Origin of the sequence: Shinella sp. WSC3-e (assembly GCF_945994535.1) — a bacterium.
GTDB lineage: Bacteria > Pseudomonadota > Alphaproteobacteria > Rhizobiales > Rhizobiaceae > Shinella > Shinella yambaruensis.
On record NZ_OZ000537.1, the window covers coordinates 67,748 to 90,297 of the forward strand.

General features: G+C 56.3%; 16 protein-coding genes and 5 pseudogenes. 5 read left to right on the forward strand and 16 right to left on the reverse strand.

Annotated features, from left to right (window positions below; genetic code table 11):
- Nucleotides 1–98: 98 nt before the first annotated feature.
- Complete coding sequence (locus AABF56_RS37885) at nucleotides 99–875, forward strand: transposase (RefSeq protein ID WP_443021321.1); 777 nt, start codon at nucleotides 99–101, stop codon at nucleotides 873–875.
- On the opposite strand, the pseudogene AABF56_RS35825 reads toward AABF56_RS37885, so the two are convergent.
- The 6 genes and pseudogenes from AABF56_RS35825 to AABF56_RS35850 form a co-directional block, all read right to left on the reverse strand.
- Nucleotides 780–992, reverse strand: a pseudogene (locus AABF56_RS35825) (transposase domain-containing protein); the annotation flags it as partial. The gene AABF56_RS37885 and the pseudogene AABF56_RS35825 overlap by 96 nt on opposite strands.
- Before the next feature lie 397 nt (nucleotides 993–1,389).
- Nucleotides 1,390–1,814, reverse strand: a pseudogene (locus tag AABF56_RS35830) (IS66 family transposase); the annotation flags it as partial.
- Between the two features lie 61 nt (nucleotides 1,815–1,875).
- The gene (locus AABF56_RS35835) at nucleotides 1,876–2,424 is read right to left on the reverse strand and encodes a YecA/YgfB family protein (protein ID WP_272809426.1); all 549 of its coding nucleotides are present in this window, start codon (nucleotides 2,422–2,424) and stop codon (nucleotides 1,876–1,878) included.
- Nucleotides 2,421–3,955 (reverse strand): annotated as a pseudogene (gene tnpC / locus AABF56_RS35840) (IS66 family transposase). Before tnpC ends, AABF56_RS35835 begins: the two are co-directional and overlap by 4 nt.
- Before the next feature lie 48 nt (nucleotides 3,956–4,003).
- Nucleotides 4,004–4,327, reverse strand: a complete 324-nt coding sequence (tnpB, locus tag AABF56_RS35845) for an IS66 family insertion sequence element accessory protein TnpB (protein ID WP_443021320.1) — start codon at nucleotides 4,325–4,327, stop codon at nucleotides 4,004–4,006.
- A 26-nt stretch (nucleotides 4,328–4,353) separates the two neighbouring features.
- Nucleotides 4,354–4,524, reverse strand: a complete 171-nt coding sequence (locus tag AABF56_RS35850) for a hypothetical protein (protein ID WP_272809424.1) — start codon at nucleotides 4,522–4,524, stop codon at nucleotides 4,354–4,356.
- A 65-nt stretch (nucleotides 4,525–4,589) separates the two neighbouring features.
- Between AABF56_RS35850 and AABF56_RS35855 the strand changes: the two genes are divergently transcribed.
- From AABF56_RS35855 to AABF56_RS35865, 3 genes and pseudogenes are all read left to right on the forward strand, one after another.
- Nucleotides 4,590–5,066: a Mu transposase domain-containing protein gene (locus AABF56_RS35855; protein WP_272809423.1), complete on the forward strand. Its 477-nt coding sequence runs from the start codon at nucleotides 4,590–4,592 to the stop codon at nucleotides 5,064–5,066.
- A gap of 41 nt (nucleotides 5,067–5,107) precedes the next feature.
- Nucleotides 5,108–5,611: pseudogene (locus AABF56_RS35860) on the forward strand (IS66 family transposase); the annotation flags it as partial.
- A 2-nt stretch (nucleotides 5,612–5,613) separates the two neighbouring features.
- Nucleotides 5,614–6,198: a plasmid pRiA4b ORF-3 family protein gene (locus AABF56_RS35865; RefSeq protein WP_272809422.1), complete on the forward strand. Its 585-nt coding sequence runs from the start codon at nucleotides 5,614–5,616 to the stop codon at nucleotides 6,196–6,198.
- A 106-nt stretch (nucleotides 6,199–6,304) separates the two neighbouring features.
- Here the strand turns inward: AABF56_RS35865 and AABF56_RS35870 are convergent.
- From AABF56_RS35870 to AABF56_RS35880, 3 genes and pseudogenes are all read right to left on the reverse strand, one after another.
- A pseudogene (locus AABF56_RS35870) lies at nucleotides 6,305–6,409 on the reverse strand (IS5/IS1182 family transposase); the annotation flags it as partial.
- A 147-nt stretch (nucleotides 6,410–6,556) separates the two neighbouring features.
- Nucleotides 6,557–10,243 carry a glycoside hydrolase family 99-like domain-containing protein gene (locus AABF56_RS35875; RefSeq protein ID WP_272809421.1) on the reverse strand — a complete coding sequence of 1,229 codons (3,687 nt, stop codon included), beginning with the start codon at nucleotides 10,241–10,243 and terminating at the stop codon, nucleotides 6,557–6,559.
- Nucleotides 10,224–13,739, reverse strand: a complete 3,516-nt coding sequence (locus AABF56_RS35880) for a glycosyltransferase (protein ID WP_272809420.1) — start codon at nucleotides 13,737–13,739, stop codon at nucleotides 10,224–10,226. The genes AABF56_RS35875 and AABF56_RS35880 overlap by 20 nt, the downstream gene beginning before the upstream one ends.
- A gap of 89 nt (nucleotides 13,740–13,828) precedes the next feature.
- Here AABF56_RS35880 and AABF56_RS35885 point away from each other — a divergent pair, with 89 nt between their 5' ends.
- Nucleotides 13,829–14,080: a hypothetical protein gene (locus tag AABF56_RS35885; RefSeq protein ID WP_272809419.1), complete on the forward strand. Its 252-nt coding sequence runs from the start codon at nucleotides 13,829–13,831 to the stop codon at nucleotides 14,078–14,080.
- Nucleotides 14,081–14,139: 59 nt separating this feature from the next.
- On the opposite strand, the gene AABF56_RS35890 is transcribed toward AABF56_RS35885, so the two are convergent.
- Genes AABF56_RS35890 through AABF56_RS35920 form a run of 7 tightly spaced genes read right to left on the reverse strand, consistent with a single transcriptional unit; the run spans nucleotide 14,140 to nucleotide 22,512 of the window.
- On the reverse strand, nucleotides 14,140–16,323 hold the full coding sequence (locus AABF56_RS35890; protein ID WP_272809418.1) for a glycosyltransferase: 2,184 nt from the start codon (nucleotides 16,321–16,323) through the stop codon (nucleotides 14,140–14,142).
- Nucleotides 16,324–16,329: 6 nt separating this feature from the next.
- Entirely contained in the window at nucleotides 16,330–17,124 is a 795-nt protein-coding gene (locus AABF56_RS35895) for an ABC transporter permease (RefSeq protein WP_272809417.1), read from the reverse strand.
- The gene (locus tag AABF56_RS35900; RefSeq protein ID WP_272809416.1) at nucleotides 17,114–18,232 is read right to left on the reverse strand and encodes a hypothetical protein; all 1,119 of its coding nucleotides are present in this window, start codon (nucleotides 18,230–18,232) and stop codon (nucleotides 17,114–17,116) included. Before AABF56_RS35900 ends, AABF56_RS35895 begins: the two co-directional genes overlap by 11 nt.
- A 9-nt stretch (nucleotides 18,233–18,241) precedes the next feature.
- Complete coding sequence (locus AABF56_RS35905) at nucleotides 18,242–19,513, reverse strand: capsule biosynthesis protein (RefSeq protein ID WP_272809415.1); 1,272 nt, start codon at nucleotides 19,511–19,513, stop codon at nucleotides 18,242–18,244.
- A gap of 28 nt (nucleotides 19,514–19,541) precedes the next feature.
- Entirely contained in the window at nucleotides 19,542–20,195 is a 654-nt protein-coding gene (locus AABF56_RS35910; RefSeq protein WP_272809414.1) for an ABC transporter ATP-binding protein, read from the reverse strand.
- Nucleotides 20,196–20,202: 7 nt separating this feature from the next.
- A complete protein-coding gene (locus tag AABF56_RS35915; protein ID WP_272809413.1) occupies nucleotides 20,203–21,450 on the reverse strand; it encodes a capsule biosynthesis protein in 1,248 nt (415 codons plus the stop codon).
- A 12-nt stretch (nucleotides 21,451–21,462) separates the two neighbouring features.
- Complete coding sequence (locus tag AABF56_RS35920) at nucleotides 21,463–22,512, reverse strand: hypothetical protein (RefSeq protein WP_272809412.1); 1,050 nt, start codon at nucleotides 22,510–22,512, stop codon at nucleotides 21,463–21,465.
- Between the last annotated feature and the right edge of the window lie 38 nt (nucleotides 22,513–22,550).

Consider the following 22,550-nt stretch of genomic DNA (forward strand, 5'->3'; position numbering starts at 1 on the left):
TAGTCGAGTCACAATTTAAAAGACCGCATGACGCCGCGCTCCCCAGCGCTTGCCTAGCCGCTTAGGCGGCGCCTCCTATGCCACCGAAAGGGTACCCCATGGACCGCACCATCCCGTATGGCGCGACGATCCTTCTCGCCTTCATCCGGAAAACGGAAGTCGGCCGGGAAGACCGCGCGTCTTATGACGTCATCTTCGCCAACAAGCAGGGCAAGCTTCCCGTGCCACTCACGTCGATGACCTATGGCGACATCATCGACGCCCAGCGGGCGTGGTCGAAAAACCACGGCTCCAGCGCCGCCGGCGCCTACCAGTTCATGCGCGCCACACTCATCGATCTGGCCAAGGCCAATCCCTGGATCAGCGGCAGCGATCCGTTCACGCCGGAGCTTCAGGACCAGCTTGGCTATCAGCTCCTGCTCCGGCGCGGCTATGCTCCTGCCGCGCGCACCATCGTTCGCCTGATGACCATCGACCGCAACAACCTGACCAAGGCTCAAACGATGACGGTTGCCGCCATCGAAGAGAGGCTGCCAGACCTTGTAGAGGCCAGGGACGTCGTCGAGAGCTTCCACGGCATGTTGCGCCGCAAGTCCTCCGGTGATCTGGGGGCCTGGATCGAACGCGCGGCGAAAAGTCTGGTCGCATCATTCGCGAATGGCGTTATCCGAGACCGAGCCGCAATCCAGAAGGCGATAACCTCCCAGTGGTCGAACGGCCAGACGGAAGGCCAGATCACAAAACTCAAGCTCATCAAGCGCCAGATGTACGGTAAGCGGTCAGCCGATGGCGTCAGGCTTGAAGTTCCATGGCATAAGCGCCTCGATATCGGCTACCGGCCAGCCTTGAACAATGCGGGTCAAGGTCTGAGATAGCCAGTGGAGCGGATCGACGCTGTTCATTTTGCAGGTCTGCAGCAAGGTGGCCAGCGTGGCCCATGTCCGTCCACCACCCTCGCTTCCGGCGAATAGGCTGTTCTTCCTGGTGATTGTCTATCCCCGTTCATTCTGCCCATGTCGGCGATGAGGTTGAGGTTTTCTACCGCTGGCATCCCTATTTCGGCCAAAAGGTTTGCATTCGACGGGTCGACCGACGGGCAATAGGTCAGTTTCTGCAGGTTCTGGGACCGGCAGGTGTCGTGGTGTCGATTGCCGGCTGGATGATCGATCCTGTGGCGTGCGCTGGTATGACAATGGGTTCGGCGCGCGTCGATCTTGCGGCGCTAATCGAGCTGAACAGGCTGGTCATGGGCGGTGACAAGCCTGCAATCTTCCAAGGTGGACGTGGAGTCGCCCAGGAGGAAGATGATGAGACCTCGCAATACGCCGGTGCCGGCCTCGGGTCGGCAGCTCAACCTGATATTCGAAACACGCAAGCTCGACGGACTGAGCGACAAAGATCGGGAGAAAGCGATATCAACGCTGGCACGGCTGCTGATGCAGGCAGCTTGACCACATCGACGAATTTACGCCGGGCATGGGCCATGCAGAATGCCAGCCTCAAGGGTCTGGAATTGCTCTTGCTGCGATGTCTGGCGAGCGTCTTGTAGGCGGTATATCCGTCCACCTGAAGCACGCCGTTGAAGGATACCAATTGGCGCTCGGCCTCACGGGCGCTGCGGCTCTCGGAGAAGATATAGCCGACCGCGGGCGGAGCCGGTCCTTTCCAGGGGCGATCGTCCACGGCCTGCGCCCAGAGCTGGCAGCTTTCGTTCGCTTTCGCCCCGGATCGAGCCGCGGCAATCGGGTCTCGTCGGAAAAAACCCTTGGCTGGGAGCGGATGAAGGTCAGCAGCCTGTCGTAGAGTGGTTTGAGCGTGAGCGCGACGAACGCACCACCTTGCCTGTAGGCTGGGTTGATGCTGGTGGCCGCGTTGTTACCGGGCCTGTCTTGTGACGGCGTGCAATTGCAGGACTGCGGATGAGATATGGTGGTGGGCCGTCGCCCTTATTTTGCGCCGCTCCTGAGGAGAAAGCCGGATGAGGAGCTTGGCGAGCTGCGGATTGACGGCCATGATGGGGGCGATCACCGGCTTTGGCGTGGCAAGGAGGATCGGCGCCCACGCTTCGCCGCCCAGACTGAGGCCAAGGGAAAATCCGATCGCCCAGGGACCGACGATGGTCTCGCCCTTGTGGTTCATGAAGATCGGAAAGTAGTGCCCGGGCGCGTCGCGCAGCAGGCTTTCGACTTCGTCGTGGCGGTTCAGCACGGTATTGACGAGCCGCTCCTCGATCGAGCTTGGCCTGGTTTGCGGTATTGAGCCGCCGAATACGTGCGGCAACCAGGTATGTGCAGGGATCTTCACCGGGCCGGCCACGACGGCCGCAATCAGCCCATCGATGGCGCTCACGCCGACATAGTCGTTGTGCCCATCGCCGCGAAGGTACTCATCGAGCTCGTCATAGGAAACGGCGGGCCGGGTCATGCGGCTTGACCGACCTGATCGGCTTTCCACTTCCAGGGCAGCAGCGTATCGAGCTGGTTGATCGTCGTGCGGCCCGATACGATCCGTTCGAGCACATCGGCAAGCCAGGTGTATGGATCCAGACCATTCAATTTGGCCGAGTTGATCAACGAGGCCAGGACCGCGAAGGTCTCGCCGCCCTGGACATTGCCGACGAACATCGAATTCTTTCTCGTCAGGGCAACGGACTTCATCGAACGCTCGATGATGTTGGAGTCGATCTCTATCGTTCCATCGTCGAGGAAAGCGTTCAGGCCCGTCCAATGGGTGAGCGTGTATTTGATGGCCTTGGAGAGGGCGGACTGCGTTGAGATGTCGTTCTTCAGGTCGAGCAGGCGCGCCTTCAACTGGCGCGTGAGGGGAGCTGAGCGGAGCTGGCGGGTATTGTGACGATCCTCGGCGCTTTGCCCCCTGATCTCCTGTTCGATCTGGTAGACCCCGGCGAGGATCGATACGACCTCGAGCGCCTCCGGCGATCCGGTCAGCTTGACCACATCGACGAATTTACGCCGGGCATGGGCCATGCAGAATGCCAGCCTCAAGGGTCTGGAATTGCTCTTGCTGCGATGTCTGGCGAGCGTCTTGTAGGCGGTATATCCGTCCACCTGAAGCATGCCGTTGAAGGATACCAATTGGCGCTCGGCCTCACGGGCGCTGCGGCTCTCGGAGAAGATATAGCCGACCGCGGGCGGAGCCGGTCCTTTCCAGGGGCGATCGTCCACGGCCTGCGCCCAGAGCTGGCAGCTTTCGTTCGCTTTCGCCCCGGATCGAGCCGCGGCAATCGGGTCTCGTCGGAAAAAACCCTTGGCTGGGAGCGGATGAAGGTCAGCAGCCTGTCGTAGAGTGGTTTGAGCCACCAGGCGACGCGCGTGACCCAGGCGCCAAGCGTTCCACGATCGAGGGCTATCCCATGGCCCGCGAAGATCTGGGTCTGCCGGTAGAGCGGAAGGTGCCACGCGAACTTGGAAACGACGATATGGGCCGCCAATGCTGTCGTCGCCATGCCGCCATCCATGAAGCGCGCCGGCGCGGGAGCCTGGACGACGCCATTCTCGCATGCCCGGCAGGCATAGCGAGGGCGAATGGTTCGTTTGACGCGCAAAATGGGCGGAACGACATCAAGTGCCTCGCTCGTCGTCTCTCCAATGCGATGGAGCGTGCCGGAGCAGCAGGCGCACGCCCGGCTTTCCGGCTCGATAATGACGTCGTAGCGTGGCAGGTGCCTGGGAAGAAAGCCGATGTTGCGGGCTGCGGGTTGCCGGCCACGCGCACTCTGCCGGGCACCGTCAGGCTGATCGTCGTTGGCAGCGACCGGAACAGCCGAGAGGTCGCCAAGATCGAGACTGGCTTGTGCGGGGTCGATTGTCGAAAGCACCTCTGATCTTGCGCCATGGATCAGCCGCTTCAGATAGGCGACTTCCGCCCTCAGATCGAGGACCATCCGGCTCAGTTGCTCGACATCTTGCGGGAGCTGAACGTGACGAAGAGACATGCCGAAAACTACCACACCGGCATGAATCTGCAAGCAAATACAATGGGATCAAGCGAGTTTCGTCGGACGCTTCAAGGGCTTTTGCCGGACCTGCGTCCAGTCCAGACCCGCAACAAGCAGACCGAACTGTTCGGGGGACAGGTGAAGAGCGCCATCCTTGACAGGCGGGAAAGTGAACTTCCCGCTTTCCAACCACTTCGTCGCCAGGATCATCCCTGACCCGTCCCAATAAATGTAGCGCAATCGGTCGCGCCGCTTGGCCCGGAAAACAAAAATGTCGCCGCAATAGGGATCGGCCGAAAGGGCAGACGCCACCAATGCGATCAGGCCGTTCATCCCGCGCCGGAAATCGACCGGCTGGGTCGCCACCATAATCCTCAGCCCCCTCGCAGGACCGATCACCGTCTACCCCGTAGCGCCGTCACCACCGCATAAGCCAGGTCGGGAGCAACATTGCCTGTAACGATCATCCGCCCGCCGCCGAGTTCGATCTCGATCCGGCCGGCGGCGCCCTCACTGGCGTCTGCAGCGCGCCGTCCATTTTGATGGTCGGCGATCATGATCGGCACGAAAGCAGGTTGTTCCACCGCGGCAACGGCTGAAGCCGGACTAATCTGCCCTGCCGCCCGCCGCCATGTGTTTAAAAGTCGACACCATCGCCAATCCGAGAGTCCATGCCACGACGCTGCGCGTGGTCAGCGAGGCCTTTGCCGAAGAACGGCCGCATCTGCGCCCGCTGCCCTTGGCTCCGTTCCGAGCGGTTTTGAAGCTGGAGCGCCGCATCTCGCGCGAAGGCATGGTCAGCGTCGGCGGCAATGCCTACAGCGTCCCGGATGCGACCCGCAGCAGGCTGGTCGAAGTCCATTCGCTTGCCAACGAGCTGCGCATCTTCGAGAACGGAACCCTGATCGCGGTCCATCCCGTGCTGGAGGGCCGCAAGCAGCGGCGTGTGCATCCCGATCACCGGAAAGGCATGGCGACCATCCAGCGCTCCTGGTCGAAGGGCGACAGCGCCGTCACCCTTCAAGGCGCCGGCGACAAGGTCATGCAGCGCTCGCTCGCCTTCTACGATGCTGTCGGCAAGGCCATGGCGCGGGAGAACCGTCCATGAGCACCAAACTCGACACCATGTCATCGATGATCGATCGCAAGCGCATCGATGCCCTGTTCGCCATCGAGCGCGACATCAACGGCCTGAGCGCGGCCGAGCGGCTGGCCGTCCGGCAGGAGAAGAGCAATCCGCTGCTGAACGATATGGAGGGATGGTTGCGCGCCGAGCGGCACGGCCTCTCGCGTTCATCCCCGGTGGCCGGGCCGATCGACTATATACTGTCGCGCTGGACTGACTTTGCCCGCTATGCCGATGACGGGAGGATTTGCATGACGAACAATGCCGCGGAAAGAGCGTTGCGCGGTGTAGCCTGCGGCAGAAAATCCTGGCTCTTCGCCGGTTCCGACCGCGGCGCCGATCGCGCGGCCATAATGCTCACGCTCATCATGACCGCACGGCTGAATGACGTGGATCCCAAGGCTTGGCTCGCCGATATCCTTGCTCGTATCGCTGACCTGCCGATCTCGCGTCTGCCGGAATTGCTTCCGTGGGAGTGGAAGCGGCTACGCCAGGGTGAAAGTCCAGCCCTCATGCTGGCGGCCTGACGATGGCAGCTTCCCTGGTCCGTCTGAAAGTCACCCTCGACCATGTCGAACCGATGGTGATGCGGCGCATTGTCGTGCCCTGGCGCATCCGGCTCAGCCGATTGCATGAGGTCTTGCAAGCCGCGATGGGCTGGACGAATACCCACCTCTACGAGTTCCAGATCCGCGATGTCGGTTTTGGTTTGCCCGACCAGGAATGGGGGGATGGCCCAATCGATGCGCGCAAGGTCTCGCTCCTGTCGGCAATCCAGGACACCGGCGCGAAATCCTTCAAATACCACTACGACTTCGGTGACGGCTGGACGCACAGCATCAAGATCGAGCGCACGTTCCCCCTCGTTGCGCTGGCAGACCCCATGCTGATCGAGGCGACGGGGCGCTGCCCGCCGGAAGACGTCGGCGGCCCTTGGGGATACCAGGAGTTCCGCGAGGCGCTTGCCGATCCCGCTCATGAGCGGCACGCCGAGCTTGCCGAATGGTGGGGCGCCAAAGACTTCGACCCGAACCATGCTGCGTTCGCCGACCTCAACAGAGCCGTTGAAGACCTGGTCGCAAAATGGGCGCGTCGATCACGCCGGAAAACCTGACGGTCCGCTACGCCAAGGGGTCCACTTCAAACCGAACTTCACCACCATAAACCGGTTGGTTCTCATCCGCGCGCGCAGAGACCGCGTGGCTGTTCGGATGCTTACGGATGATCGTCGCATCTACGATCTGCCCACCCTTGGCCAGATACCCGGACCGAGACAGGTGTTTGTCGAAGCGAGCGAACAGATTGTCGATGGCGCCGACCCGAACATCATCATGAGGCCATGACCTCGAAAAGGACCATGACCCCGGCACGGACAAAACAGACTTGAGTAAGTCCCGCAATTAAAGGGCCGGAACACAAACGTCTAAATCAGTCCAAGTTTTTATCCGCATCCCCGTTCGCCGCGCTCACAATCAACACACTCGCCATGGTAAGTTGCCCGCTAGTTCAAGAAGATTCATTCTCGCGTCATTTTCATAAGGTTCAAGAACCGCGCCCTCCGCCCATTCGTTCCATGCGTTCACGAACAGGAAAGGCACAGATGAATCGCCACGGGTGTATTTGGCGGCGCTAGCATGTGCCGCCAGTCGGACCCATCGCCCAAACTCTGCCGGAGACGCCCCGTAAAGTATATGCGCTCTCCGCTCCCTTCGGGCCGAATTATCCCAGTCGGGGCAGACGCCCGGCTGCAGCTTCCTGAATGTATCAAGCGCGGCTATGGACTGTTCACGGACCGAGGTATAACTCTCGAAAAAATCTTCTTTACTCGGATCTTTCAGGTCTGGAATCTCAGCCGGCGTCATTAGGGTACGAGGGGATTTGCGTGGAGTACGATGGGGCGGAAACTGGACAATAAAATCCACAAGCTGTTCCCATTCGAATTTGAATTCGTCGTTATAGGTAGTGCCGAGATATATCTCGACACCGAGGATTTCGTGCATTTCGCGTCGGATTTGATCGATAGCTAGAGCAGGATCAGGTAGCTTATTGAGCTGATAGATCATGAAGACCGGTTTGCCCTGCACCCGAATATACCGGTGATCACAACAGGCTGCGATCAGATCGGCGACGATGAGTGAGATGGTTTGATCGGAATAGTCCTGCTTGAGATTGACATCATCCGATCTCCCATCCCATGCGCGGGTCCAGTCCTCATTTGCCCAGCAATAGAAAAAGCGAAGCTGAATGCACGAGTTTGCGAGAAGAACATCCGTGGGCTGTTCCATTAAACGCTGATCACCAAATCGATAGTAGTAAAATGCCATCCCGAAGACCCCATAAAGCTCGGCTAGCTCCCCCTGTGCTTTTAGTGTCTCTTTAGTGCGCAAGTCATAATACCCTAGATCTCCCGGCAGACGCGGCTGATGGTGTCCGGCAAAACGCGGACGTCCTTTCACGACATTGCGCCATTCGGAGAAACCGGCTCCCCACAACTTGTCGTTTATTGTGAAGGGATGGAACTGGGGCAGATAAAAAGCGATAGGTATAATACTAGGTTCAACCGTCTTATGGCCGCTGATTGTCGCCGATATATAGGTCGCGATCTCTGCTGGCATCAATGGTAGAGCAAAATCCGCCAGCATATAGACCAACGCTGATGGCACGATACGCCCCGGTATCGTGCCGAGTCTCTGCTGCATGACTGATTTTAGATTCTGCGAGTTGTCGGCCATAAGGCCTGTGGCCACGTCGCGTCGCAACATAGCGGGAAAGCAAGCAGAGGCCATGGTCAGAATCACATCGTTGAAAGACGATTTCCCTGCTGCCTTTCGAAAATCATCGGCGACTTGGTCAGGCCAGACGGATTGGCTAGTCAACGCCGACTTGGTCATAATTGGCATGAAGGCCATGATCGCGGAGTCCGACAGCGCCGCTTTCGCAAGGTCATGCAAGGCACCTTTAGTGATTAGCGTGCCCGTCGCAATTAAGAAAACAAACTCGGACCGCAGTGCCGTTACCGGCATGTCAGTGACTATATCTTGCGGGCGTCTGCGCAAATGACGAGAGATCACCCCCTCAAGCGCTACTGACAACCCAGCCTCTATTGCGATAATCAACCGATCAAGTGAGCGGGCGACATTATAGAAGCGCTGTAAAGTCTGCGCCACAGCATCGGGCGCGTCAGTACTTTGTAGAATCAGGACCGTGTCGGTCGCGTCGTTGAATCGCATTTCGCTCGACAGTAACGGCTGAGGTTTCCTATGAACAACTTCGGCAATGCGTGGCATGACATCATCGTAAGGATGCGCGTGCTGGAAAATACGCAACTGCGGATCTGCGCGCAGACCCAACCCGTTGGCTGAAAGTGCGACTAGATCACTGTCCAGAGAAGATGCAGAAAGGGTGAACGCCAGCTCCGTGCCAACCTCAATATTCCCCAACTTCTCGGAGATTTCGCACCAGCGGTTCAGTACTTCTCCGGCCTTAGGATGGCGGAGGTCGAAAATAACTAGATCGAGGTCCAAGAGCTTTTGGTCCTGAATATCTGCGACTTGGTTAACTTTCCTAAGAAGGCCGACAGTAGGATAACGCCGGTCAATCCGTTCCACCTCGTTCTGAAGATGAGCCACTGACGGATGCCGGAACGCAGCGACCGCCCCCTTCTGCTCGAGCAATTTGACGATATGTCCAGAAATATCGCCTACGACTGAAACGTTCGGGGAAATCCAAATCGCGATATCTATATTCTTGGCTTCCTTGATTGCTTTAGCAATCCAACTGGTGCCGACACCAGCAGTCATAGCTCGAGCGGTCCAGTGGCCATAGACGGATTGCGCTGCTCGCAGGTTGTTTAGAAGAAAAATGTACTCCGCCCCCGTAAGCAAATGCTCATAAGGCAGGGGTTTGGCATTGGCACCGCCACTGAACACAGCTAAGCGCAACCCCGCAGGCGCTCTATCGGAACGCAGGTTTGGCATGTTGTCTGACCGGAAGCGTTCCAAAACCGGAGAGCTGTAGTTTTCAGGGTCCATCATGATCGAAGCTAACTTAAACGGTTGTGACGCTCGGACTTGCTGCGCGCGATAGCCGAGCTGACGGCAAATGAGCGCAAACGTTCGCTCGATCGCATGCGCTAATGTTCCGTCAACTTGCCCATTTTCTGGATCGAATTCGGAGAAGCTGAAATCGCCAGCGATTAGCGGAAGCAGAACTTCTCTACGAATGATGAAGAAGGATCCCGCAGGGAAGGGGCATAGGTCTGTTTCTTCAATCTTGACGCCCATGCGTGTCATTAGCCGTTTGCAGTTCTCGAAATTGGCGCCCCATTTGATCTGCTTGCGGATGCCGGGATGGTAGACGGGGAAGACCAAACCAAGTTTCGCATCGCACGCAAACATATCGATCAGGGCACTTGCATGCTCGCGTGACGCAAGCAAATGGTGTCCGAGCTGGGCAGCCCAATCGCTTTTTTCCGGTGTGTGATCGCTCCTCTTAGAATGCATGTGGTAGACGAGGTCATAAGGTAACAAATGCTTGCCGAAGCCGGCGATCATCGGGCCAAGATCGCGTCCGATATTCGGAAAATTCGCTACGATGACGCGCTTCACATTCTCAAGCCCCTCAAAACCAATCTCTGCCGTGACTACCTCTGACGCTCGTGGAACGCTGACATACAGGTCGTAGGGCACCGGAACGTTTCCAAGAAGCCTCCGAAAACTCTCAATCATGTCAACGTGGAACAGATGCAGATGAACTGCAATCTTGCCGGAAAAGCGTATAGGCTGTCCCGGGTAACTCGGTCTGATCACTTCGGCTGGGCCAATATGCGTTGAGCTAAGCGAGCCTGGTATTTCGAAGGCGGGTTCTGCAATCGGTACGTAAGTGGGATTCAGGCCTCCATTCATTCGAAGAATCGTGGTTGGATTGCGTAATGTTTGATTGCGCAAAGCGTAGAGGAGTGGATTATGCGAATCATGAGGCTTTGGTATAAAATAGGTACTAGGCGCTAAACCTTGGCGCCACCCTTGATTGCAGTAATGATCGGCCGGATCCAATCCCGCAATAGCGACTTCGGGATATTCTTTAAGATACCAGTCCGCGTCAAAAAGGAATGAACGACGAACAGCATCGATATCGTTACTAGTTGCGTATTTCTCCACAATTAAACCCTTCTGAACCACTATGTCTTTTGATGATTACATCAAGAACTTGGCTTTTATTGGTTAGTAAATTAAACTCATGCCAAACCTCTTTAACTGCCGCCTGCCTTGCCGCAAAAATACTGGAAGGTTTATCCACTAATTCATGAAGAGTATGAAGTGCGTCCACTTCTGTCTCGCATATCGTCAAAGCTGCGGGTTTGATGTCTCGCCGTGCGATGCTTTCCGCATCTGGTGCGATAACAACTGGTGTAATGCCAAGCGCCATCATCTGAAGAATGTAGCGGTCAGGCTGTCCGCGTAGAACCATGCCAACATCAGCATGAATGTTCTGTAGAAGCCATTTTGCGCGTTGGAAATAGCTATCGCATCCTAAGGGCCAATTATCGGCATTGAGCCAGTCTAGATGCGCGAACTCCTCAAAAACGGCGCCGATAATCCGGAGCTCAATGCGACCGGGTGAATGTCGCTCTATGATGTCAATCTGACGAATAAGTGCTGACAACTGCTTGGTGTCAGTCGCAGCATTATGTACGATCACAAACAGTCTAAGAGGTCCCTCAGAGGCGACCAGTACTCTTGGTACACGATACAGACGCCATATGCGTGGATCAAGCTTTGTTTCAATAGTCGTGACCTCCCTACCGTAATCCGAAGGAGATTTCCTGCCATCACCCCAAATCTCATCTGCGTAATAAACTGCTGCCTTAGAAGCTAGATTTCCATCAGCTGAAGCTATGTCTAGGATGATATGGCAACCTCGCTCATCCGCCTCCTTAACCGCGGAGATCATATCTTGCGTAATCGGATTACAATCCGGCCCCAGGATTAAGCAATCGATATTTGCAGCACGAACGTCCTCTGGCGACTCAAGACGGGAGATATTGATCAGACTCAGCGCGTGATCCGTCGTGAGCGGAGAGAAAATCCTCTCTATCGTAAGATCTAGAGCTTTAGGATCGCTCCAAGGCGCGACGATACCAACGTTGTATAAAGCTGGCCCAGACTGCACTTTTATACGCGAACTCGCCGCTTCTGTAGAGATATTTGGTGATAAGTATTTTCTGATCCACTCAATGATTGCCCCGGCACGATCATCGAAACTATGCCATTTGCGCACAGTTTCCGCTAGCGAAAGTCTTTTCGCATCATTTCTGGTGACCTTGTTCGACGCCACTGCATTCTTCAACTCATCTGCCGACGACACACAGACTACCGCATCACCAAACAGCGTCTCGATAGATTGCATTCTATCACTGATCAACTGCCCCCCGGCCGCAAGAACGTCGAAGATTCGATTCGAAACGATCCCGAAATCGCGCATCGACTCCCAGTGATCATTCAGCACGAATGCCGCGCTGCCATAAAGTTTTGCGAGTTCCTTATTGGGAGCGTTTGTCGCAATAATCCTTTCTGCATTGAGATAGGGCTCCCAATCTTGTCCAATAACCTCAAGTGGCAGATTGGCGTCCACAGCCCAACGAACGATCTGACGATACTCGCGACGAGAATTGCCGATAAAAATGCCGTAATTTGCCTTAACGGAAATTCCCTCCCCGCCTGCGGTCGTAGTCTGTTCTATGAAAGGCATAAAGCGATCAGGGTCAGTGCACTGCCAAAGCGTTTGGACTTGCCTTCCGAGCAGCGCTGAGAGTAATTCCGAGTAAGAACTCGATGCGACGAAAATACCCTGATAACTATTGTATTCTTCTGGCGTAACTGAGTCGGGGTGGCTGATGACCCAAAGCAAATTCAGATGGGTGGGGCGTGGTTTATAGGCTTCCAGGCCACGTAGCATAATCACGACATCATCTGCGATGACTGGATGACTATACCATTGTCCACGGAAATCAATGCGGACTCGATGTCCAAGTCTTTCGAACGCCTCAGCCAGTGACTCGGCATAATGAAAATCACCCCAAGCGTTCCTGTCAGCATAGGGAGCAAAAATTTTAATTGCGATGTTAAAGCCAATTTTTCCTACAGCGTCCGATATCTTGCAGTCCATCGCGTTCCGAAAATGGACTAGTTTGTATGATACGATAGGCTGTGATGTCGTAATGCGGCCCATATCAGTGTGATCTTCGGAATAGATACAGCCAATGAATGGAGCATAAAATACATCCTCATTCCGTGTGTAACGCAGAATAAGATCCCAATCGACCATTCGGCGCAAATCTTCATCAAACTTACCATATGCGTCGATAAAATCACGGCGATGGCAGAAAACATTCATATCCACATAGTTTTGCGCCAAGCAGGACTCCCAATCAAAGGCTTCACCTCGATAGCCTATCAAGTAACCATTGGGAGATTGGAGGCGGGCCCCCGCATAACCGCAGCGGGCACCAGATTGACGAATGCTATGAACCATTAGCCAAATAAAGTGTGGAGTCCATGTGTTATCAGAATCTAGATAGAATATAATTTCTCCATTAGCTTCATTTAGGCCAATATTTCGCGCTCTGCTCACTCCTTTATGGTTTGACTTAAATAACTTTATCCTTTTGTCAGAATATTTTGAGATGACATCAAGCGTATTATCCGTGCTTCCATCGTCAATTATAAGTAATTCTAAATTCCTCCACGACTGATTCAGGACAGATTCGATCGCTGCTCCGATCTTGGTACCTCGATTGTAGGCGGGCATGACAACAGAGACAAATTCGGAGTCGAAGTCATCTTGTGCGCATTGCTTTATGGCGGCCAAGAAGCGCTTCGTTTCTTGCACCTCGAAATTCAGCGACATCCGTGCGGGTTCCCCGACTACTTTTTCATTCAGCCGCCAAGAAAGATAAGCTTTGGCCGATATGGCGTCGGGCCATATATCCTCGTGCAAGAGATGGGTTGACGCGAGTACCGCGGGATCGGTCTCGGGTGCATCAAGATAAGCTGGAAGGATAACGCGTCCTTCGGATCGCCCCCACCGTTCATAATGGGCAAGCGGATTCATTCCGGATCTAAGAACATCTGGATGATTTTGAACATAAAATCTTGTACTAAACTCAGGAGATGGGTTTAAAAATTGTGTAGCTCCAGTTATTATATAGTGCTCTTCTGGTCTATTCTTTGATCTTTTAACCTCAGGATAGGACTCTTTATACCATTCTGCATTAAAAAGACGTGACTCAGAAACACATTTTATCTCATCTTGTTGACGATAAGAGAATTCTTCTTTGTTCTCTTCACTTTCCAAGGTCGTGCTATCCTGCCCCTTGGCCGGAATAGGTATCGTAGCGTCAAGTCTCTGGGTATTCGCGAGGTGAACGAGTGGGCAAACGTCACCCCCGCGCAACTGCGGATTCATTATAAGATAGTCATTTAAACAAAAATTCGGGCCTGGGTCGCGACCAAGCCTCCAACCAATCCAGAGATAGTGTTCGGCCGCTCCAAACTGCATCAGACGAACATCTGGATAGGCGTCAAGATACCAGTCAGCATCAAAGAATTCGCTTCTCTCTACGATTTCGAGTGGGGTAGGCTTGTCTGATGTCATTGATATATCTTATCCCTTTTCTTTAAGCGCTCGGATCGTATTGTTAAATTCGGTTCCACGCTGAATAGTAAAATTCAGAAAAGAAGCTGATGTATTTCGCTAAAGGTACTTATCTGGCACTTGCGATGCTGGATAACGAAACGCGTACCTCACTTTGCATCTTTGTGGAAGACCGTTCTTTCCCGGCCATTCCTCGTTCGACTTTGGTTATGGCATCGTCCATCCAGATCGATCTGGCTCGTGAGGCCCTGTGCGCGATTGAGGTGCGACCCCATAGCGCCATCGGCAACAAACCACCGATAGCACTTATGAATGGCTCTGGCGTACCCCATCCGCCATGAGCTTAAGCCCGGAAAACCCTCCAGCCAGGTGTCCAAGATCAGGGAGCACCGCACTTTGTTTATCGCCAGCGCCTTTCAAAGTGTAGCATCTTTGGTATCAGTACGGTCGGATCGGAGTGCCGGCGGTCATAGGCTGGATTAATTGCAGGATCTTGGAAGGCTTCTGTCTTGTGAAGGTGTCGCAAGTTGTCCTTCTCTCGTTCAAAGCGGGCTCGTCGCTCACCGGAAAGATCAGAGCCGCGTGATGCGGATTCGTGGTGGTAGAGGCAGGCAAAGGGGGTCCACACGACGTTGAACCCTGCCTTGTGGGCTCTTAAGCAATAGTCCACATCGTTGTAGGCAACGGCAAAAGAGACCTCGTCCCAAGTACCGACGGACCGAACGCATTCACCTGAGAGTAGCATGGTGGCACCTGTCACGCAGGTCATCGAATTGCGCAGGTGAAGCCGGTTCAGAGGGCCACCGAAATTCCGGTTCTTGTTGAGGTACCAGTGGCCCGCCAGCCCACCGAAGCCTGCTATGACGCCGGCATGCTGGATCCTGCCGTTCGGGTAGAGTAGCTTTGCGCCCACCACGCCGGTTCTGGGGAAGGAGAGGCAGGACACCATCTCCTTCAGCCAGCTGGGCTCGATTACTTCGATATCGTTGTTGAGGATGAGATAGTGCTCGCCGCTGGCAAGCGAAATGCCCTTGTTGACCGCACGGGCAAAATTGAACGTTACAGGCTCGATATAAACGGAAAAGGCTGGGAAGCGCATGGAATAGAATTTGTAAAGGTCCAGCACGCGGATGTCGGTTGTTCCGTTGTCGATCACGATAACCTCCAGGGCCGGATAATCCGTCTTCTCGAAGAGGTCGCTTAGCACGCGGGATATGAGGTCATAGCTGTTGCGGCTCGGAATGATGACCGAGAGCCTGGGCCAGTCCGTTGCGGCGCGGTCGAACAGGACGCGGTGCAGGGTCTCGGTAATCGCGCCCTCGACGCGGACCGGTATGCCTTCGCGGGCAAAGCGGTCGGCGATGGCGGTTCGCGCCGCTTTCGTCGCCGCATCGAGGAATTTTCGGGAATAGGTGTGGCCCGTGCGCCGCCACCAATAGGCGGGGTAGGGCAGGTGGAGCACCTGGTTCCGCGCAGTTCCTTCGAGATAGCGTAGCAGCAGGTCGTAGTCCTGCGAGCCGTCATAGCCCGTCCGCAGGTTGCCGATCCCGGCAAGGCGATCCCGTCGGTAGAAGGAGAAGTGGTTGATATAGTTCACGCCGGTCAGAAGAACGGGATCATAGGCCGGCTTCAGCATCAGCCCGGTCGCCTGCAGTGCGTCATCAACGACGAGCTCATCCGTATAGAGGAACAGCGCATCCGGATTGCGCGCGAGCGCCTCTCGGACGAGGCGGAGCGCATGGGGAGCGATGACGTCGTCGTGGTCGAGAAGTGTAACCCAGCGCCCGCCCGCCTTGGCAAGGCCAGCATTCGTCGCGTTCGCGATGCCGCCATTGGCCGCATTGCGAATAATTCTGATGGCGGCCTGCGGCGGCGGCTTCGCCAGCCATCGCCTTGTTTCCTGCGATGTTGAGGCGTCGTCGCTGAGGATCAGCTCGGCACCCGCCTCCTTCTGCGCCAGGAAAGACTGGACGAGATCGTCCAGATAGCGCGCCGAGGTATTGTAAATGGGAACGACGATGCTGAGCCAGGGGCTGTTCCCGGCCGGAAGCGCCATTGGTGCCTGGGCCTCAGCCAGGGCGTAGCACGCATCGGAATAGCGGGAGGCAAGGTTCGCCCGCCGACGGAACGACAGGCGCGGGACCGGCAATTTGAGACGCGGCAGGCGGCCAAGGTCGATTATGTTGGTATGGTCCCCGACGCGAGTAAGGGTGCGTACACAGGCCTGTGCCTCGGCGGCCGTTCCGAAAGCGCGGGCATCGAAGGTCAGTCTTGTTGGAAAGCTCGCCGGGTCCACTCGGAGGCTCTGGATGAGGCCGTAGCACCCAACATCCGCTTGGATCAAGAACGTGCGCGCCGGAGGGATTACCACGGCATCCTTTTCCCGGAAGCCAAAGCCGCGATCAACATAAATCTTCGGATCGATGTCTTCTTCATCGCAGGTTAGCAACAAGACGAGATATGGATTGCGGCGGATTGGCAGGATGATATGGAAGACTGGGTCGTCGCCCGTGCTTTCCCATTGGCATGGTTTCTCGTTTGCCACTTTTTGCAGATCGTTCTTAGCGATGATGTGCAGGGCCATGGGTCGTCAGCCTTCTAGCATAATCCGGCGAAAAACTCGTTCCATAAGGAGGCCGAGGCAGAGGGAAGTCATTCCGAAGCCGATGAGATACTCCTTGTCTAGAATCCGATCGCTGTAACCTTCGTAATACGCAATCCGCATCCACTCGACAGCATGGAGAACCGGGTTGAAAGATAGGGGATGGAGAATTGACTCCGGAAGTGCGGCAGCGACGAAGAGTGTGCCTGATAGGATATAGATCAGGATCATAAAAAGTGCGTAGACTGTAGCAAAGAAATTAAAAACCATGGTGATGACGCCCGCGACTAACCCAACCCCGATGGCAAGCAGGAGAAGTGCCAGATAGGCATAGAAGGCTTGGAAGGGGTCCCGGGGGAAGGGGTTGTCGCCAGACAGTAGCAGGATGGCGAAGACAGAAAAGAGCGTCAGGAAGGCTGCGATGACTTCGAGGAACGCACGAGCAGCCATGATGTCGAGGACCTTCACCACTGGAAAAGCAAGCATTGGCCGGTTCAGGATGAGAGACAGTGACATGAACCTTGAAACGTACATGAAAGTGAACGTAGGGATAAGCCCGGTAATGAAAAAAACCGGCATACTATCGCCGAACGGAGCGGTTCGCCCGAACAGTCTATAGATCCCGATCAGGATCAACATGTGTGCAAGCGGCCAAAGAGAGACTATCAAGAAGCCGAGGCCGTGGTTGAAGAAGCGCGTCCGCATGTCACGCAGCATGACGGCCGTCATGACATTGCGTTTCTCGCGCAAGGCGTCGAGGATCGACTGTCGATCACTTGTCATAAAGATACCTGTTTGGGTGAAAAGCGAGGCCCGGAAAGCTCGGTTGCGACACTGCACGCATGGTCGCCATCGACGCCATCGTTGCCGCTCGCGCCCGTTCCCGAAGGAAGGGGTCGCTGGCCAAGCGATCGATTTTCAGCCTCCATGCCTCTGGACTGTGGTCGGCGAAAATTTCGCCAGGCATGGCGCATCTACGGTAGATATCGCAGTTCGAATAGATTGCAGCCGCCTGCATGCGGCTAACGTCGATGCGCTTCGTGTCGGATCTTCTATCATTCGTTTTGCTTGGTAACAATGGAACGAGGGCAATATCGACATGCTCCGCCGCAGTTTTCTGAAAATAATCCGGCCATGGCAGGGGGGAGCATATCCTCAAGCGCGCCGGATCGATTGTAAGGTCGTTCCACCACCGGATAGGTGCACCATCTGCGATCACTTCGAACGAGAGGAACGTGTGGCGTGCCAGCATCTCGACAACGATCGGGATCAGGAAGCGGTGTTCAGAAAAATGAGCGCCCGTGGCATGAAAGACTACGCGCACGATATCCTTCGCGGCTGACCGTGTCCCGGTTGAGCGATAGTGCTCCTGCCTAGGCCGTGGTGGCAGGATGGATCCTACCAACCCATCTTGCGCCAGCGCCTCCGCCAACGCTTCTGTCGAGGTCCATAGATGGGTGAGAAGGCCGTTGAGCAGGGGCAATGGCAGGATACCCATGCCCAAAAGATAGGCCCGGTAGTCCAGCGGTCCGTCTTTGGAAGCAACCATGGCAGCAATATCGTCGTCGATGAATAGGCCGATGCCGGAAAGGTCGCAACGATGACGGAACAACCAGATCAGCTGTCGCGGTTTGACGTAGCGACACAGAATCACGAATGTTCCACTTGGATCGAGGTCATCGAGCTTGGCATCGAGAGCGCGGATTTCCACCGGTACGGCCAATTCGCGAAGACGATCCTCAATATAATAAGAAAAGCTCGGACTACCCGGCTTCGTCAGGACAAGAAGGCGCCGGATTTCGGTGCTGCTGACAAACTCACTTGCACGCTGCGCCGCCGGCTTCGGCAGCGCAGCATAAAGTCTTTCACGCGCGGTCTGGCCTAGATGCATGACACGGAGTTAATGGGACATGTAGTTGCGAAGCACGTTGAGTAGACCGAGAGTCACGCTCCAGGCCAGGAGGCTCGCGATAGCGGTCCCAATGATCCATAATAAACGCTTGGGATATTCCGCCTCTTCCGGAGGCCGCGGCTTCAGGAAGGTGTCAAGATAGAGCAACTGCTGCTGGCTTGTGAACTGGACCTGCTCAAAGGCCTTCACGCTTGAAGAAAACTGCTGTACGGCAAGGCTTTCCGCCAGCTGAAGCTGGGAGAAATCGAGTAAGACATCTGCAAGGTTTGCGTTTTTGGCAGTTTCGCCGGCGAGTTGAGCGCGAAGTTGCGCAACTTGCTCTTCTTTGCTGTGGATGTCCCGAAGAAGGACGCGCATCTGCGGGGCGTTCTTCGAGACGACGACGCTCTGCGAATCGTAGCGCTGTTGCAGTTTCAGCCGCTCGCCTTCGACGGTGCTGATAAGATTGGATAGGATCAGCGAACTGCCTTCCACGGTCAGCACGCCGCTGCGGTTGCGGGCGGCCTGAAGCTCTTCACGGGCCTTGCGCAGTTGGATGGTCGCCGCGTCAAGGTTCGTACGAGTGGTCGCGGTGATGTCGCTCCACATGCGGTCGTTGACTCGGTTGACCATGATCTCGGAGGCGGAGACCACCTTGTCGAGAATCCGGTGGGAGGTTTCCGGGGTGAAAGCCCGGACTTTCACCGTCACGATGCCACTCGCCGGATTAATCACGGTCGACACCATATCCTGCCAGTAGTCGAGGCGATCCTCGATAGTTGCATCGTCGGGAAGGCGGGCCCAGATGTCAATGGCTGGGTCGGAATACATGGCTTTAAGGCCAACTTCCTCCTCTAAGAGTTCGAGCATGTCACGACTCTCAATGTAGTTCGTGACCATTTGCGTGTCCTGCACGATCTTTGCCTTGGGAATGCCGGTGACCTTCGCCATCTGGTCCTTGCCGATAGCGGGTGTCGACGAGCGGACGGTGAACCGTGCTTCCGTCTGGAACTGGTCGGAGGCGAGATAGCCGAAATAGAAGACCGAAAGGGCGTTTGGTACGAGCAGGTAGAAGATGGTGACCAGCAAGATGGCGGTAGCAAAGAGTCGTTCCGAAAGCTGCGGCCGCAAGCCGACGGCCTTGTAGAGGGCGCTGCGGCTAGATGTGGAGAAACGTAGCTTGCGGGCGGTAGCCGACAGGCGCGTGGCCATGTCCTGGCTTGCCGCTAGGCCACCTTTCCCCCGCGGGACGTCCTTTTCGTATGTCAGTCGTTCGGTCATTTCTTTGCCTGTCCGATGCCCGCTCCTGTCAGCGGTTGAGTCGGTAGTAGGTTTCAATAGCCTCGTCCACTTTGTCGAAAACCATTAACCGGCCATCGACTAGCAGCATACCCTTGTCACAATAGCTTTTAATCGTGTCCATGCTATGCGAGATCATGATGATATCGGCATTCTTACGGCGATTTTCGAATGCGTCACGGCATTTCTTCTGAAAGCGCGCGTCCCCGACGGCTGTGATCTCATCGACGAGGTAGCAGTCGAATTCGATCGCCATGGAGAGGCCGAAGGCGAGCCGAGCGCCCATGCCGGAGGAATAGGTCCGCACCGGCGCGTTGATATAGTCGCCGAGCTCGGCAAAATCCTCGACGAAACTGGCGACCCGGCGCACGTTTTCCCCATAGGCGCGGGCGACGAAGTTCAGGTTTTCCCGTCCGGTCATGGCAGGATGGAAGCCGCCGGAGAAGCCGAGCGGCCAGGAGACCCGCAGGTCCTTCCATATCCGGCCGCCATTGGGCAGCATCGTGCCGGCAATTATCCGCATCGTCGTCGACTTACCCGCCCCGTTCACCCCCAGGATGCCATAGGAATAGCCCTGCTGGAATTCGACGCTCACCCGGTCGAGGATCGTCTTGCGGTGCTGCTGGGTCCTAAAATGCTTCGAGACGTTGCTAAACCGGATCATGTGCGCTTCAAAGTCGGTGATCTTCGATAGATGCCCAAGCCAGCGACAGCGTGGCCCAAAGGACGAATAGAAAGAAGAGCGTGAGGACGGGCGTCATTACCCGCTTGGGATAGAGTGCCTCCTCCGGCAGCATTGGCCGCACGAAAACGGTGAGATAGAGAGCCTTACGCATGGCTGCCGCCAGTGACATCTCGTAGTGATGGCGCGTCGCCTCGTAGAGTTTCTCCGCCACCATCCGGTCGGTCTCAAGCCGTGCGAAGGTGTTCAACGTATTGGCGTAGGATTCCACTTCCTTGCCGGTCATCTGATTGCGCAGCTCCTCAATCTGGGCCTCGATGCTCTTTCTGCCGAGAACGAGTTGCCGGTAGGTTGGGGAATCGATGCCGTTCGACTGCTGGATCACGAAAAGACGGCTGTCGAGTTCGAGCTTCTGCGCTATGAGTCCGGTTAGGAGCTTGCCTGTCTGTTCGGCCTGCGCTTCAGGACTGAGCAAGCCGGCTTCCTTCTGGAAGCGGTTAAGTTCGGCCAAGGCCTCCCCATAGATCTTGCCAGTGCGCTCGACCTCGGTAAGGACGCTTGCGATCATGTCGTTGCGCGAGCGCGTCGAAAGTTCGTTGATGAGTTTTTCACTCTCATCGAGAATAGCATTGGCGAGCTTGATGGAGTCCTCGGGGCTGAAGGTGCGCACACGCAGGACGACGATACTGGACGGGCCGTCAATATAGGTGGAAACTTGGTGGTTCCAGTAGTTTAGGAACTCCTCGGCGGAATCGCGGGGATCGAATTCCGCATAGAAGTCCGAACCGTCGCGAACGAACATCGCCTTATAATCGAGATGGTTGCCAATCCGTCGGAGGATTTCGGTCGAATGGATGAAGCTGGTGACCACATAGGCATCCTGGGAGGCGGGCGACATCTTGAGGATGCTGACGTCGCTCTCGTCCTCAGTCTCTTCGTCCGCCAAGGAACGGACGGCAAAGCGGGCCTCCGCGGTATACTGGTCGGCCGCGACGAAGGCATAGTAAATCACGCTCGCGAGAAACGGCACGAGCACGATCAGGCTGAAGACGATGAGGCGCCAAGGCGTTCGGCCACCGGCTTTCGGCATGGACTGCGGCCGATCCTGCACGCGAGAATATTCGACGGTCTCCACGCTTGACGAGAGCGCCGGCGTACTCGCGCCCTGCGGCTCAGCAACCATATCGTCGATGACGGGTCCTGCTCTTGAAAGCTCGTCAATTTTGGTCTTTGTCATGGGAACCTGCCGTCATTCGGCGCTAAAGACATGCGAGGCGGCGGCCTCTTGCACATAGTGATGTAAAATCAAGTCTGTTTCCAGCAGGCCTTCCGCCATGGGCAGGCGCCGGAGCCGGGTGGCGATCGCATCGAGGATGGAATGCCGGCTCACGGAAGGAATGTCCTCCAGAGGCAGCTCCAGCAGTTCGGCGAGTGCGCTTTCGAAATGCAGCGGCACTCCATCCTGGCCGACCACGGCAAAGCGCGACAGCAGATCGATCGCAGGCGCGACATCCCGGCGCGATACCGGCTGGTCCGGGGTGGAACGGGCGAGCTGGCGGGTCGCCGGCGAGACGAAGACGTCGCGTATCCTGGGGCCCGCCGTCTGCAGGGCCTTCTTGAGCGAGCGCTCGTCGTCGAGAGCGACCTCCGCGAAATGCGCGGCGGCGGACGCCAGCGCGAGCCGATCGCGTTCGCCGAGAATGCTGATCTGGGTTTGGGAAAGCCGTTTGAGCAGGGCGAGTCGACTGGCCATTTCATAATAGGGATCGGGCAAATAACCGACCACCTGGAAACCCTTGTCGAAAAATTCCTCGAAATTGCGCAAATGAAGACGGCCGCTCAGATAGATCGAATCGACAGCATTAAGGTGGAAGGCCTGCAGGGCGGTCTCCTGGCCGAAGCGCTCCAAGCCTGTCAGCTCGTACTGGAAGTGCTTGCCGCAATGATGGTCGAGCTTCAACAGCGGCAGCATTTGGAATTCCATGCGGAAGACCTTCAGGGGAACTTGGTGCCGTGCCCCGGGACGGCGATAAACGAGGATGCCGCTCCTGACATCGCGGATCTCCAGCAGCCGGCGGGCCGCCAGCCCCGGCAATATCGTATCGTCGAGACGGAAACCGACTAGGCCGGTCTCGTGCCGTCCCGACTGGACGACGGCCGGGCGCGGCTCTGCGCATTTCATCCGCAGGAGTTCCCCCTCCTCGCCGAGAACGCGGATGGCGGGCTGGTCCGAGAAACCATCCGGGATGAGGTATCCTTCAAGGACATCGCCATGGTCGAATTCGAGGTTGAACAGCAAAACGTCTTCCCATTTCACCAGCTGGCGGCCGATCGCGG

Coding starts and splice junctions, on each gene's coding strand:
- AABF56_RS37885 (WP_443021321.1), top strand. CDS start 99: ATGGACCGCACCATCCCGTATGGCGCGACGATCCTTCTCGCCTTCATC.
- AABF56_RS35835 (WP_272809426.1), bottom strand. CDS start 2,424: ATGACCCGGCCCGCCGTTTCCTATGACGAGCTCGATGAGTACCTTCGC.
- tnpB (WP_443021320.1), bottom strand. CDS start 4,327: ATGGTGGCGACCCAGCCGGTCGATTTCCGGCGCGGGATGAACGGCCTG.
- AABF56_RS35855 (WP_272809423.1), top strand. CDS start 4,590: ATGTGTTTAAAAGTCGACACCATCGCCAATCCGAGAGTCCATGCCACG.
- AABF56_RS35865 (WP_272809422.1), top strand. CDS start 5,614: ATGGCAGCTTCCCTGGTCCGTCTGAAAGTCACCCTCGACCATGTCGAA.
- AABF56_RS35880 (WP_272809420.1), bottom strand. CDS start 13,739: ATGACATCAGACAAGCCTACCCCACTCGAAATCGTAGAGAGAAGCGAA.
- AABF56_RS35885 (WP_272809419.1), top strand. CDS start 13,829: ATGTATTTCGCTAAAGGTACTTATCTGGCACTTGCGATGCTGGATAAC.
- AABF56_RS35890 (WP_272809418.1), bottom strand. CDS start 16,323: ATGGCCCTGCACATCATCGCTAAGAACGATCTGCAAAAAGTGGCAAAC.
- AABF56_RS35895 (WP_272809417.1), bottom strand. CDS start 17,124: ATGACAAGTGATCGACAGTCGATCCTCGACGCCTTGCGCGAGAAACGC.
- AABF56_RS35900 (WP_272809416.1), bottom strand. CDS start 18,232: ATGCATCTAGGCCAGACCGCGCGTGAAAGACTTTATGCTGCGCTGCCG.
- AABF56_RS35905 (WP_272809415.1), bottom strand. CDS start 19,513: ATGACCGAACGACTGACATACGAAAAGGACGTCCCGCGGGGGAAAGGT.
- AABF56_RS35910 (WP_272809414.1), bottom strand. CDS start 20,195: ATGATCCGGTTTAGCAACGTCTCGAAGCATTTTAGGACCCAGCAGCAC.
- AABF56_RS35915 (WP_272809413.1), bottom strand. CDS start 21,450: ATGACAAAGACCAAAATTGACGAGCTTTCAAGAGCAGGACCCGTCATC.